Below are 14417 nucleotides of genomic sequence, written 5' to 3' on the forward strand. Positions count from 1 at the left end.
CCCCATTGGCATTCGAGCAAAATAATACAACGGACTCACTAAATGTTGATGATAAAACTCCAGCGCAGAATCCCATTGGAATTGAACCAATACCCGTTACTAAAGCGACAGCCAACTGCGTTGCTCATCATGAGACCCAATCACTATCAACTGACGATAAAAAATCTGCTAACTCTGGTGAATCCATGAACTGTGACTGGAATGAAATAATACCACAGTTAAAATTATCGGGTTTAGCACTTAATGCCATAGAAAATGCAGAGTTTCTTGGCAAAGAAGAGCGAGAAATTACATTAGGAGTACATAAAGGTCACCAGTCCTTATTCACCCCCACAACAATTAACCGAATTGAAACCGCATTGGCTGGTTATTATAAAAACCCAGTAAAAATTATTTTAAACAGTCAAGATGCTGTGCATGCCTCTCCAGCGCAACAAAAAGAGAAAGCTAGCCAAGAAAAGCAAGAACAAGCAGAGGCAGCATTACACGCTGACCCAGTATTTCAACAGTTACAACAAGAATTTTCAGCAGAATTGGTCAAAAATTCTATTGTCCTGTTAAAAGATGACTTATAATACTTAAATTAACCATAAAATAGACGAGGCTGTAATGGATATTAATCAAAATTTAGGCAATTTAATGAAAGAAGCGCAAAAAATGCAACAACGTATGCAAGAAGCGCAGCAACAATTAAGCCAGCTGGTAGTAAATGGAGAATCAGGTGGTGGGATGGTTACTATTAAGATGAATGGACGTCATGATGTAACTGAAGTTAAAATCAAACCCACTTTAATGGATGAAGATATTGAAATGCTGGAAGATTTAATTGCTGCTGCAGTCAATGATGCGGTACGTAAAATTGAAAAAGCATCCAAAGAAAAAATCAGCCAACTGACTGCTGGCCTTAATATTCCAACTGATTTAATGGGTGGTAAAGAAGGAGAATAACCCTGACTATGGATGCTCTAAGCCGCTTGGTAGAGGCGCTTCGCTGTCTTCCCGGTGTGGGACCAAAATCAGCACAAAGGATGGTGTTCCATTTATTGCAGCACCAAAGGCAACGAGGCTTACACCTTGCCTCCTGTTTAGAACAGGCAATGAAGCACATTAGTCATTGTCAGCAGTGTAATAATTACACCGAGCAAACACTGTGTGCTCTTTGTCAAAATCCTAATCGAGATTCGACATTGCTTTGTGTGGTAGAGAGTCCAGCAGATGTTTCTGCCATAGAACAAAGCAATTCCTTTCAAGGCAAATATTTTGTCCTTATGGGGAAAATTTCTCCTCTTGATGGATTGGGACCTGATGACATTGGGCTACCCAAACTTAAGGAATTAATTATTAGGGAAAAAATTCAGGAAGTTATTCTTGCGTTAAGCCCCAGTGTTGAAAGCCAAACCACAATTCATTTTATTCATCAGTTGCTAAAGAATGAAACCGTCAATGTCAGTCAATTAGCACATGGAATACCATCAGGTGGTGAATTAGAATTTTTAGATGGGAATACTATAAGCAGTGCCCTTAAAAATAGAGCAGTGATTAATGTTTAAATCCAATTCCATGTTTATTTTATTCAGAAAAAAAATACTGTTCTTATTCCTTTTGTCCTTATGTTTCATAACAAGTACAGCTTCTGCTTCCTTCCACAGAAGTTTATGGCCCAAATGGCTGGTCAATGCACCTCTTTCCAAACAATCCATTTCTCATCAGGCATGGCAACATTTTCTTGATCATCATGTAATAACTAATGAAGAAGACATCAATCTGGTAGACTATGTCAATATAAATGAGAAAGAGTTGGCCTCACTAAAAGAATATATAAAAAATTTATCACAAATTGATATTGATAATTATAACCGTCAAGAGCAATTAGCTTATTGGATCAACTTGTATAATGCCCTTACAGTATTAACAGTTGCCAACTATTATCCCATTGCAAACATTCAGGAAATTAATATTTCTCCCGGATTATTTAGCGTTGGACCTTGGGGAGCCAATATTATCACTATCAAAAACACCAACTTATCCTTGGATGATATTAATAATAGAATTATTCGCCCAATTTGGAATGACCCAAGAACCCATTATGCTTTAAATAATGCCACTATAGGAGCACCTAACCTGAACAAACAAGCCTATCAAGGGGCATTACTGGAGCAACAACTTAACGACGCAGCAGCAAAATACATTAACTCTCTCAGAGGAGTTCATGTGATTGAAGGTAAATTAATTGTTTCTAAATTATATGACTGGTATGAAGAAGATTTTGGTGGTACCAAAAAATATGTCATCAAACATTTATTACAATTCGCGAAAGAACCTCTGCGCAACCAATTAAAGCATGTTAATACTATTGATAGTTATATTTATAACTGGCACATTAATTGTCCTGCAGACAATCAATCATGAAACACAAACATTCTACTTTTTCGTATTTTAGTCAGTTTCTTTTATTTAATCTTTGTTTTTTTGGTTTGCAATTGCTTCTGCTCTATTCACATGCCGAGAGCCTCGTCAGTTCGATCCAGCTGCCTTTGCCGGTCTATTTTGAAATTATCGGCACTCTCGTAATTCAACTCAGCCTGTATCTCATCATTTCCATGATTCAAACCCTGATGCTCATAGGAATTTTAAACCGATCTTGGCATTATTTTTCTACTGAGCAATGGCAAACCATTATTTGGTCCTTATTTGCGTGCTGTATATTAAGTGCTAATGCCTATTATTTCCCCCTTAGTATTTTTAGTAAATTATTTTCACCACCAATTCCTGAGTTTATTTTTTTAATATTACTTTATTTTTCCTTGTGTTGCTTGGGGTTACTCTTATTAAATTGTTTGTTTTATCGAAAGACTGCTTGCCTCTTATCAATGGCGCTACCCATTGGCGTTTGTATTATCTTGTTAAATAATTATTGGAAACCTTCTTTAAATCCTAACAAAGGTTCAGAACCCAATATCATTATCCTGGGCATAGACAGCTTAAGTCCTGAAAGTGTCACTGCTAAAAACATGCCTTTTCTTCATAAAGTGCTAATGGACAGTTTTCAATTTACAAACACGATTAGTCCTTTAGCCAGAACCTATCCTGCATGGAGCTCCATTTTAACTGGGTTATACCCCAAACATCATCTTGCTGAAGAAAACCTGGTTGAGCGAAACCGGGTTAAAAGTCAACTCAGCATTGTGTGGGATTTGAATAAACTAGGATATCACACCATATATGCGACTGATGATAGACGATTCAATAGCATAGATAAGGATTTTGGATTTAAAAAAATCATCGGTCCAAAAACCGGGGTCAATGATGTCATGCTTGGTTCGTATAATGATTTCCCGCTTGGGAATTTGCTGATCAATTTTCGCATTGGCGCCTGGTTATTCCCCTATAATTTTAGTAATAGAGCCAGCTTCATATCCTACTATCCGGAAACCTTTACAAATGAATTAAAAAGAGAACTGTCTGTACAACAAAATTTTCCTGTTTTCCTTGCCATACATTTTGCTCTTCCGCATTGGCCTTATGCCTGGGCTGCATCCTTGCCTGATCAAGTGGATAATGAATTCAGCCTCAGCAAGCGTGATACGCTTTACCTAAAAGCGCTAAAAACAGTAGACAATCAATTTAAAATCATTTTCTGTTATTTAAAAAAGCACGGCTATTTAAAAAATAGCCTGGTCATTATACTAAGTGACCATGGCGAAGTACTTTATTATCCCAACTCACGATTGACGAGTTACCAAAAATATCAAAGCTCGCTAACTAGCAAACTCGCAGAGTATTTTAAGGCCAAAACTGCAACCGAACTCGATAAAAGTGCCGGCCATGGTTCTGATATATTAAGTCCTATGCAATATCATAGCCTCCTGGCATTTAATATTTATAAAGATGGAAAGCCACTTACAAAAACAAACAAAATCAAAACAAGAGTAGCATTATTTGATCTGGCCCCAACCATTCTTGACTTTCTTAATATTACAAAAAAACAAAAAATGGATGGCATTTCATTGCTGCCTACTGTATTAAATCCTAACACTCTACTGCCACACCGAATATTCTTTATTGAAAGTGGGATGTATCCAAATCAAGATTTTACTAAAGAAAAAGCCATTGAATTAGGAAAAAAAATCTATAAGGTTAACCCGGATACCGGGCAACTTGAATTGAAGCCGGATGAATTAATGCAGGTAAATAATCAAAAGCTATACGGAGTCATTAGTGGAGATTGGATTTTAGCTCTATATCCAGATGACAACGCCTACATACCCGTTATTCTCAATCTTTCAACTGGCGAATGGATTGATAACCTGCAGAGTGATTTTGCCAAATCAAGTCCAGCAGAAGAACTAAAGAAACAGCTACAAGAGTTTTATGGTAAAAAACTGGTGTATCCCATCCAATAAAAGCACTATATAAAGTTAATGCATAATCGCCCGGACAAAGCAGAAGAAGTCTAGTATACTTCACAGTCTAGATTATTCTTAGTCAGCTGGCACTTCAATAACTCATATTTACTACTAAAGTTGCTTATTTGATTCCTCTATAAGATTAAACAATCTTTCTAATGAGTCACTCAGTACTATTCTTTCACAACCATAAATTGCAATAATTCTAAATACTGCCTCTCGATTACGCCTCCCTGTATGAATCTCTTTTTTCCCCAAATCATATAGATAAGGTTCAGTTGTGATAAACCTGTTTTTTAATTCAACTCTTAGTGCCTCCATAACACATTTTAGAGCTTGATATACTCTGGCTATGGCATTTCTTTCAGCTGAATTTAATGATGGCAACCAATCTAAAGAATAACCATTAATTATTGAATATAAAGTATAAAGTAAATATCGACTGTCATTGTTGGCAAAATAACCATATAAATCCAGGCATTCTGTTGTGGTGAGCTGACGATATAGAATTAGCATTTCTTGATGAAATTTTTCTAAATCATCCTCTTGAGATATACTTTCCATAACCAGACGTTGCTGCAAAACCATCACAGCATCAATTAGCCTGTTAGGATTAAACCAAAATTTGTATGCCCTTCCCAAATCATGTAAACGTTCCAGGGTAACTTTCTCATTATTTTCAGGTGTGAATTGTACTTTAAGGTTTTTAACAGCTAATTGGATTATATCTCTATAAACCTCATTGACTTCGATCAGAATACCTTGAGGCAGTTCCTCACCATGAAATAGGAAATCAATACCTGGATTTAGTCCGTATTGAAGCGCATTGCTATGTAATTGTTTTTGTAGAAGTTCTATAAATTCATGCAAAAAACCAAGGCGCATACGAACTGAAACCAATTTTTCAGGATGAATTAATTCATTAAATAATTTATCAGGATACAATTTATAAAAAAATATGGCATTTACTAAATTAACAACTTCAGATTCGGAAAAAAAAGTTAAGGCTATCGTTTGTTCTTCAAGATCCCAATTGCGAAATAACTTGGCTGGCTCTCTTAATAAAGTGGAATTATGATTCCAGATATCAACCAGAGTTGATAACCATAATTCAAGATTCTCTTTCTTAAATAACTGCTTTAGTCTATCAAACTGATTCAGGATTAAATGATTGATTCCCTCTGAAAGATCATATGGCTCAATTGCTTTAGCAAGATATTGATATAATGATGATATCTCAACAATAATTTTAGCTTCCTCCAGCAAATTCACTGCTGCAGATATTTTCTGTTTCAGATGTATAATCCTGTTGCAAGCTTCCGGATAACTAATATCCTTATGTGTCTCCAAACGCCCGAATCGTTTAAATTTTGAATCAATATCTATTAATTTCAAATACTCTGAATATTTATCTGCTAAAGCCATGTAAAGTGAATACCTGTTTTTTGAAAAGACTGTATCATCCTGCTGCTTAAAGCATTTGCCCAGCTGAGTCTCCAACTGTTTCAACTCATATTTGATTCGAGCTTTGGCTCTGTCATTATCCGTAACGAACCAATTTGGTAAAGTAAGTGTCTTTTGAGTCATCCCTTTCTCCTCAAGCATTATCCTGACACTTGAACTTTAACAATAGCATTGAAAAGAAATATTTTCCTAATTTTTATAACTAACAAAATACAAATTTTGCAATAAACCAGGTTTTGCTCTCTAAAAAGCCCTGGTAATCATAAATATTTAAAAATAATTGCAAGCAACTGATAAACTTGCCAAAATTAAAGCAATATATTTTTTGACCTTTGAGGCAAATTGATGTCACAACGCCACTATTTGCTATTTATTGATAATGAACCTGTCAGTGAAGAACTGAAAGATTATTTTGAAAAATTTAATCTTGATATTATTCAACAAAAGAAATTGTTTCCTATTCATGTTGAAAAAGGATTACCTACCGCCATTTTAATTAATTGGTCAATTTTAAAAACTGAACCAGAGGTAATTGAACAATTTTATAATATGTATCCAGTACCATTAATTGTTATTAATAATAAGCCTGATGAAGAATCAAGCATTGCCATGCTTGAAGCCGGTGCCGATGATTTTATGACCAAACCCATTTATCCCCGTGAACTGCATGCGCGAATTGGTGCTATTTCTCGTCGAGTAATCAGGGCGCAACAAAAAGTCGATCATGGTAAAGAAGTATTAATGTTTGCTAACTGGCGACTTTATCCAGCTTCGCGACAAGTATTCGGGGAGAATAATGAAGAATTACAATTAAGCGCCGGTGAATACGATTTGCTTCTCACTTTTGTCCAACAACCACAACGAGTCCTGGATAGAGAGTTTTTATTACAAATTACCAAGAATACAGACTTGGTTCCTTTTGACCGAAGGATTGATGTGCAAATTAGTCGTTTACGTCAAAAAATCGAAATAGATAAAAAAAAACCGGCTTTAATTAAAACCATTCGCAATGGTGGTTATATGTTCACAGCTCGAGTTGTAACCCTTAAAGAAAGTGACGCTACATTATAATTGATTATAATCTGGCAGATTTAAGCAAATTAGTTCATCTTATTTATTTAACACTTTTTTAAAAAAACATGAGCTGATCTTTGCTTTATTGGTGCAATACCTGACTTATCCTTTACATGCTGGCATTGCACCCTATAATTTCTAACTTCTGGATATCCCTGATTTACCAAGCATTGTCTGCCATCTCTCAAAACAAGATAAAGCACCAATTTATTTAGGCTTGTTATTAGAAGGCACTATATCTTTTGTTTCATTTTTTAATATCGCAACTGCGCTTTTCATTTCAACAGGCGTGTTAATACCTTGTTTTTCTATGTCTTTCTGCAAAGAAGACAAAGATATTTGCGATTGTTGTTTGGTTACTGTCGGCCGTTCTTGAGTATTTGCTTTAACTTTTGTTGGGCTGCTGGTTTTCGGTTTTGCTTTACTTATTTTTGACTTTGGCTGTCCAGCAATAGACTTTGTTTTACTTTTTGCTGTAATGGATTTTTTACTCGCTGATGATTTTGGGGCGTTGGTATCCACTTTGTGGCTTGCTTTGCCTATGATTGGATTAACTTTCTTTTCAGTTGGATTGTCTGCCATCTGATCATAAATATTAATCCAATGATGTTCCATTATTTGAAATACATTCAACATGTAACTCATTGCTTTTTGACTATTTTGAATGAATACATTCATATTTTTTTCCAGAATTTCTTCAGGTTTTAAAACATTGAATAATTCAACAGGAGTAACATAAGACACACTTTTTAATGTTTTAAGATTGAGATCCAACAAATCCTGAATTGGTTTTTCAACAGATCGAAACAAACTATTTAAATCTTTTGGCTGAAAAAATTGCTCTTTCATTACACTCTCCATATGTTGCAACGCACAAAAACAAGATTAGCTTAAAAAAATAATTTGTCAAACATTTAATTCCTTTTCGTCGTAGGTCCATAAATCAGTCCCCTCTCTAACTGGCTTGCTTCTAAATTATTTTTTACTCTCACCAGCAAGGTAATCATATCAAAACATTTATTCTTACTCTGAGTCCAATAATTATTGCGTTTTACAGAATATTTTTTGATAAAGCAAATTGTCACAAACAAAAATGTATCCAGGATAGAAACTCTAATTATTTACCCTTTCTCAACAAAGGGTTCTCTTCACCATTTTGTGTTTTTTTGCCTAATCGTTTGGATAAAAGAACTGAAGCTCTATTTTCTTTCACTTTCGCAAAAAAAGATTCTTCTTTCGTGGCTAATAACTCTTTATAAGTTTTGCTTTGATATGCTTTTTTAACAGGGGCTCTATGCGGTTGCTCTTCATCAAAAAAATTTAGAATAAACATTTTTTTAGCTACCGAATGTATAGGCGTTTTAGCATTGTTTGCAAAACTCCATTGTTTCCCAAATTCATCAACAATAGAAACTGAACCACTATAGTGGTAAATAGGTTTTTCTGACCTCAACAAAGAATGTCCCAATAATTCAGCCATCATTTTATTTTTTTTATCGGTCCCGCAGCAATAAAGATGAATCGCCGATACCCAATATGATATGGGTAAAATATCTCTCTCAAAGCGTTCAGCCACTTTTTTTATATCAAGGTGTTCTGCGATTAATGGATTGGAATGATTAAAAACAACCTTTAAGTTTTCATCATCTGAACCATGCGCACAAATATATATATCTATTTTTTCGTCAAATAGATCATAATCAATATCATCACTGAAATAAATTATTTCAGTGCGAACATTGGAAAATTGCTCATCGTTTTTTTTCCAAAGTTCAACCATTGATTTTAAATCGCCAGCCTGGTTCCTGGGGAAAGGTACATACAAAATTTTCATACGTTCTATTTCATATTAGAAATAGTATCATTATAACACTACTACCACAAAAATAATATACAATGATTGCTATTTGATCATGTGTTTAGTATCTTACCCCCAAAATGAGATCTTAATATATACATCGAAGCAATCTATTGCGATAAAATTAATAAATTGTATTGCTTTATCAATGAATGATCATTTAAGTAAACTAAAATAGAGACAAGCTGGAAGCCTATTGGGAACAGTATGATTCAACCACAATAGCGTAGCAGAAAAAATCGAGCTCTATTTTTGATAATGACAGAACTATTGATCGTCAAAGTCGATAAGAGTTATTTTCTTTTTTTATTAACCTTAATCATCTTTACACCTCTTATCATATTGTCGCTGACCCTTAATATTTCAATATGATAGTGGTCAATAACCAGGCAAGAATCAGGAGGTGGAATATATCCTAAATGCTCAATAATCAGGCCACTTAAGGTCCTTGGTCCGATTAAAGGCAGGTTCCAACCCATCATACGATTTAAATGGCGAATGGTTATACTGGCATCGACTATGACCGACCCATCTTGCTGAGGAGTAATATCACGACTTAGAGCAGCGATATCTGTTGTGAATTCACCAACTATTTCCTCAAGAATATCTTCCATCGTTACAAGCCCAAGAATATCGCCATACTCATCCACAACAAAGCAACTTCTTCTTTTCATTTTTCTGAAATTAAGGATTTGTATGTTTAATGGGGTAGCCTCTGGAATAAAATAAGGAACTTCAGCACTATTTAATAAATTTTCCATATCCAACTTATTTTCTAATGCTAAATTTAAAATATTTCTTACGTGGATCATCCCTACCAAATGATCAATAGAACCATGGTAAACTGGTAATCTTGTGTGTTGTGCTGTTTCCAATTGCTCTAAAAGCTCTATCCAGGGTAAATCTAAATCAATCCCAACAATATCAGCCTTGGGAACCATGATGTCTTCAACAGTTGCTTGTTCCAGATCCAATAAACTAATCAACATACTTTTATGCTCTACAGGCATTAAGCCTCCTGCCTCATGAACCACTGAACGCAACTCTTCGCCAGTTAGCATCTCCTTTTGCATCCGTTTTACCGATATATTAAATAATCTTAAGATGCCATTGGAAATCAAACTGATTAAATGGACCAAAGGAGAAAAAATCCATTGTAAAATGCTCAACGGCAATGAGGATGCAAATGCTACTTGCTGAGGGTAAATAGCAGCCAGAGTTTTAGGTGTCATTTCTGCAAAAACCAGGATCAGTATGGTCAACAAGGCAGTTGCTATAGCCACTCCTGCATCTCCATAAAACCGTTGCCCGATTAAAGTAGCTAGAGTTGATGCCACTATATTTGCCAAGGTATTTCCAATTAAAACCACACTTAATAGCTTATCAGGCCGAGCCAGCATGGAATTAACCCGAATGGCTTGCTTATCATTGCTTTTTACCAAGTGTCGTAATTTATATCTATTGATAGACATCATGCCAATTTCGGAACCTGAAAAAAAAGCAGACAGGCAAATTAGGAAAAATAATAAAACCAATAAAGTAGAAAGAGGGAGTTGCACTGAATATCCTTATACTTTTAAGAATGACAAATTATACAATAGAACTTGCTGTTTTGTAGTAGAAGGCGAGAGGGGCAGCAATAATAGCTAAGAGATAAGGTTGGTGCTGAGCAATGCCCAACACCAAACTCAGATAAAGTCACTGCATTATTTTTTTATGTGATTATAACGGTTAATACTGGATGTTATTTCTTCTCGAGCGGCCTCTGGACCTACCCAGCCCTCTACCTTGACCCATTTGCCTTCTTCCAGGTCTTTATAGTGCTTAAAAAAATGTTCGATAGATAATAATAAATGCTGAGGAATATCCTGGTAAGTTTGCATGGATTGATACATTTTACTTAATTTAGTTGTTGGAACAGCCAAAATCTTCGCATCAACTCCAGATTCATCTGTCATTTTTAACATGCCAACTGCTCGACATGAAATAACAGCCCCACTAATCAACGGAACAGGGGTTATTACCAACACATCTACAGGATCCCCATCTTCTGACAAAGTATTCGGGATATAACCATAATTTGTTGGATAAAACATGGCAGTCGTCATAAATCGATCTACAAATAAAGCACCAGTTTTTTTATCAACTTCATACTTTACAGGCTCACCGTGCATAGGAATTTCTATGATCACATTCACTTCATTTGGAACATCACGACCGCTCTGAATTTCCATTAAACTCATTTACGCACCCTTAATAATAAATAAAAGTAATATTATGCGAAAAAACGCATCAAAAGGCAAAGACAAGCGTTCGCAATATAATAAATGAAATGTATAATAGCATTTTGAATCGAACCATCGGATGACCTATGAATTGTTTGTTTTGCAAAATTGTCCAAGGTGAAATCCCTGCAACAATAGTTTTTGAAGACAAAAATATAATGGCTTTTCGCGATATTAGACCTCAAGCACCAACACATTTATTGATTATACCCAAAAAGCATATTGCAACTATTAATGATGTAAACGATGATGATAGCGAACTTCTTGCTAATATTCTAATAAGAGCAAAAAAATTAGCACAGGCTGAAGGGCTAAGTGAAATGGGTTATAGATTGGTTTTTAATGTTAATTCTGGTGGGGGGCAGGAAGTTTACCACATTCATTTACATTTACTTGGCGGGCGTCAAATGACTTGGCCGCCAGGTTAGGAATTCTTGCTATGGAAAAATTATATTCAAGTTTGCTTAAAGAGTTAGGCGAAGATATAAATCGTGAAGGATTGAAGGATACTCCTGGAAGAGCAGCTAATGCCTTACGTTATTTAACTAAAGGTTACAATGAGAACCTTGATGAAATCATTAACGGCGCTCTGTTTGATTCTGACATGAGTGAAATGGTTATCGTCAAGGACATAGAACTGTACTCATTATGCGAACATCACTTATTACCTTTTTTGGGTAAATGCCATGTTGGATATCTACCTGATGGCAAAGTAATAGGTTTATCCAAAATTGCTCGTATTGTAGATTTTTATGCGCGGAGACTGCAAATTCAAGAACGATTGACAGGCGAAATTGCTCATTGTATTGAATCCATTACCGGAGCTCGCGGTGTCGCCGTAGTAGTTGAAGCGAAACATCTTTGCATGATGATGCGTGGAGTCGAAAAACAAAACTCTGTCATGACTACTTCGGTTATGCTCGGTGAAATGCGTAACAATTCAAGCTGTCGTTTGGAATTCTTAAATTTAATTCGTTAATACAGATAACAAATGGGTAGGGGCTTTATCCCTGCCTGCAATAATAAAATAATTAACCCATTTATTGTTGATAACTTACCCGATATATTACATGAGCATAATCATCAGAGATTAATAGCGACCCATCCGGCATAACGAGCGTATCGACAGGTCTTCTCCATGCCTTTTCTCCCTGTAGCCTCAACTGATTCGAGGTTTGATCAACTAAGCGCTCAAAAACTAATATTTGATTATATTTTACCTGATGATTGGTTTGGCTCAAAGGCCAAAGGGGCTTTCATACTTAATGACTTTCATAAATTGTTTATTATCAATATTCAATCTAATCGCACATTAGGTTTATCGGGATAACGATGCTAAATACATGATATCAACAAGTAAAATGATTAGAGCCTGAAAAGAATGCGGCCTACAAAGTCGTTTGACTTAAAGGCCAAGACTTCTCATTGTAGCTATTGAAAATAGTATCCAAAAACAAAATAGCTCAACAATTATTATTTATTTTGTTTCTAATGGCATGCTTAACAGAGCCCAACGTCTAGAGTTTGTTACTTGCAAATGATTGAAATTTGAACATTGACGTTTTTACCAGCATCCTGGACAGGGGCCTATTTTAATAGAGCTCATAATCTCATTTATAGTAGAGTTTTCACTTAAAATATCTCGGATTTTTTTAAAATTAAAAGCATCTTCTCTAGTAAATATTCTAAATATATCTTTAGCAGGTCCCGAAAAATCACTTTCTTTATAGTGAGCAAGTTTTTTCTTAATTTTTACAATGGCATTAGCTATATTCTCCTCATCTGTATAATTAATGTTGCCTACAATTCTTTGCAACTCCTCAACTAAAAGTAAATTTTTTTTCGGTTGATCATGCATTAACGTTAGTGTTTTTAATACATCATAGACCGCTAAGATATTCGCTTGTCTTTCATTTTTAGGAATCATCAAAATACTTATCTTCATTTTCATTTGATTAGAGTTAGAAAATTGTGTTTGTCGTTCTGTTGGTTCATTTTTATTGATTTCTGTACGCGCACGTTTATTTTTTTCTATCTCTTTATTCTGAGTAGGTTGAGAAGTATTTTGATCAAAATCCCATATCCTATGTTTTCTCTTTTTTTCAGTATTTTTTGATTTATCATCCTTTCTCATTTCACCTTCAAATTCTGTGTCGGTAGCCTCTTTCTCTCTCCTCTCTTCTTTATATGGGCTTGAATATTCCTCTTCTTCCTCATCATTGATGTAATTAACATACTCCTTATAAAGCTCTAGCCTAGTGAGTAACTTGCTTATTAATTTATCTGCTTCGTGGTAATGCCCTACGGTAAATGATTTTTGTTTTATTTCTTCCAGAGCCACCTCTTCAACCTCAGCTATCTTTCTAATTACTGATATTATTCTTTCTCTATCTGAAAATAATTTTTTTGCAGAGAGGCTTTTAAACTGTTGTTCATCATAATCAATAAAATCAGTTAAATATCTATCATCTGATTCTTTCGCTATTTCATTTGTAAGATAATTGATAACAAAATTATCAATGTATTCTTCTAAATTAATATCATTCTTATCAATAATAAAGGATCTAAAACTAAAACCAGGATCAAGCCTTACAGCGTTAAAAGTGTTACCATCTTTGACAAATCCAAAATTTCCCCCCTCCCAATCTGCTTCACCTAAAAAATGACAGACCACAAACAAGTCTACTAATCCAACTATATTTACATCTAATATGTCCTCATCTTCATTGTCATCCCATTGAAAAGAAATAGCGTCAGTACCAGTTTCACGGACTACATCACACCAATCACTATAATTCTCTAATTTGTCCGATACGCGGTAATACTTCGTACCCATCGCATTGCTTGCAAGATAGTATTGTGGCTGTTGAGGGCCTAAAATGTAACGCAGTAAATTTCCAGAAAAAACAGCATATTCCGCTTCGAGAAGCATATCACTCAGATCTTGATGATTATTTGAACTAAATATATATTTTTTCCCCCCAAATGAACAAATAGATCTTCCCTCTCTTTCAAAAACCATAGATTCATTTGTTAAGCAATTATACTTTACCTTATCTTCTTCCTCTTTCCCTTGCATCATATTTATTCCGAATAATATCAATATATTTTTATTATAGGATATGTCGAAAATCTTTACTTTAATCAAGGAGACAGCCAAATTAAAATGGCATAAGGAATGGGTTTTCTAGCTGGGAAAACTAATTTGTGTCCAAAATAAGGACATATTATAGATCAATATTTGTGCCCCATATCTTTAGCTGACTGGAAGAGTAGCGTGAACTCAAAAATTGAGCAACCGCTATTAAATTGATCTGATCGATCAGCATT

Annotated in this window: 14 protein-coding genes (1 of these 14 only partly in view); 8 read left to right on the forward strand and 6 right to left on the reverse strand. The window is 34.9% G+C overall.

Annotation, left to right across the window (positions count from 1 at the left end; all coding sequences use genetic code 11):
• The 5 genes in view from dnaX to OQJ02_RS13755 are tightly spaced (at most 34 nt apart) and all read left to right on the forward strand, a layout consistent with a single transcriptional unit that may run on beyond the window.
• Positions 1–575 carry the 3' end of a DNA polymerase III subunit gamma/tau gene (gene dnaX, locus OQJ02_RS13735; protein ID WP_265719547.1) on the forward strand. 1096 nt of this gene lie to the left of the window's left edge, so only the last 575 of its 1671 coding nucleotides appear in the window; its start codon lies off the left edge, out of view; its stop codon occupies positions 573–575.
• A 34-nt stretch (positions 576–609) separates the two neighbouring features.
• Positions 610–948 (forward strand): YbaB/EbfC family nucleoid-associated protein, encoded by a 339-nt coding sequence (locus tag OQJ02_RS13740; protein WP_265719548.1) that lies wholly within the window; start codon positions 610–612, stop codon positions 946–948.
• A gap of 8 nt (positions 949–956) precedes the next feature.
• Positions 957–1550, forward strand: coding sequence for a recombination mediator RecR (recR, locus tag OQJ02_RS13745; RefSeq protein WP_265719549.1), 594 nt, complete (start codon positions 957–959; stop codon positions 1548–1550).
• Positions 1543–2409 (forward strand): DUF547 domain-containing protein, encoded by an 867-nt coding sequence (locus tag OQJ02_RS13750; protein WP_265719550.1) that lies wholly within the window; start codon positions 1543–1545, stop codon positions 2407–2409. Before recR ends, OQJ02_RS13750 begins: the two co-directional genes overlap by 8 nt.
• A complete protein-coding gene (locus OQJ02_RS13755; RefSeq protein WP_265719551.1) occupies positions 2406–4403 on the forward strand; it encodes a sulfatase-like hydrolase/transferase in 1998 nt (665 codons plus the stop codon). Before OQJ02_RS13750 ends, OQJ02_RS13755 begins: the two co-directional genes overlap by 4 nt.
• Before the next feature lie 114 nt (positions 4404–4517).
• On the opposite strand, the gene OQJ02_RS13760 is transcribed toward OQJ02_RS13755, so the two are convergent.
• A complete protein-coding gene (locus OQJ02_RS13760; RefSeq protein WP_265719552.1) occupies positions 4518–5993 on the reverse strand; it encodes a hypothetical protein in 1476 nt (491 codons plus the stop codon).
• Positions 5994–6215: 222 nt separating this feature from the next.
• Between OQJ02_RS13760 and OQJ02_RS13765 the strand changes: the two genes are divergently transcribed.
• Positions 6216–6941: a winged helix-turn-helix domain-containing protein gene (locus OQJ02_RS13765; protein ID WP_265719553.1), complete on the forward strand. Its 726-nt coding sequence runs from the start codon at positions 6216–6218 to the stop codon at positions 6939–6941.
• Between the two features lie 210 nt (positions 6942–7151).
• Here the strand turns inward: OQJ02_RS13765 and OQJ02_RS13770 are convergent, their stop codons facing one another.
• From OQJ02_RS13770 to ppa, 4 genes are all read right to left on the reverse strand, one after another.
• Complete coding sequence (locus OQJ02_RS13770) at positions 7152–7793, reverse strand: hypothetical protein (protein ID WP_265719554.1); 642 nt, start codon at positions 7791–7793, stop codon at positions 7152–7154.
• A gap of 268 nt (positions 7794–8061) precedes the next feature.
• Positions 8062–8778 (reverse strand): RNA-binding protein, encoded by a 717-nt coding sequence (locus tag OQJ02_RS13775; protein WP_265719555.1) that lies wholly within the window; start codon positions 8776–8778, stop codon positions 8062–8064.
• Between the two features lie 317 nt (positions 8779–9095).
• On the reverse strand, positions 9096–10361 hold the full coding sequence (locus OQJ02_RS13780) for an HlyC/CorC family transporter (RefSeq protein WP_265719556.1): 1266 nt from the start codon (positions 10359–10361) through the stop codon (positions 9096–9098).
• A 147-nt stretch (positions 10362–10508) separates the two neighbouring features.
• Entirely contained in the window at positions 10509–11045 is a 537-nt protein-coding gene (gene ppa, locus OQJ02_RS13785) for an inorganic diphosphatase (RefSeq protein WP_265719557.1), read from the reverse strand.
• A gap of 128 nt (positions 11046–11173) precedes the next feature.
• Between ppa and OQJ02_RS13790 the strand changes: the two genes are divergently transcribed.
• Together OQJ02_RS13790 and folE are read left to right on the forward strand one after the other, a co-directional pair.
• Positions 11174–11515, forward strand: a complete 342-nt coding sequence (locus OQJ02_RS13790; protein WP_265719558.1) for a histidine triad nucleotide-binding protein — start codon at positions 11174–11176, stop codon at positions 11513–11515.
• A gap of 11 nt (positions 11516–11526) precedes the next feature.
• Entirely contained in the window at positions 11527–12066 is a 540-nt protein-coding gene (gene folE, locus OQJ02_RS13795) for a GTP cyclohydrolase I FolE (RefSeq protein WP_265719559.1), read from the forward strand.
• Between the two features lie 585 nt (positions 12067–12651).
• On the opposite strand, the gene OQJ02_RS13800 is transcribed toward folE, so the two are convergent.
• Positions 12652–14169: a hypothetical protein gene (locus OQJ02_RS13800; RefSeq protein ID WP_265719560.1), complete on the reverse strand. Its 1518-nt coding sequence runs from the start codon at positions 14167–14169 to the stop codon at positions 12652–12654.
• Positions 14170–14417 lie beyond the last annotated feature (248 nt).

This window comes from Legionella sp. PATHC032, assembly GCF_026191185.1.
Lineage (GTDB): Bacteria > Pseudomonadota > Gammaproteobacteria > Legionellales > Legionellaceae > Legionella.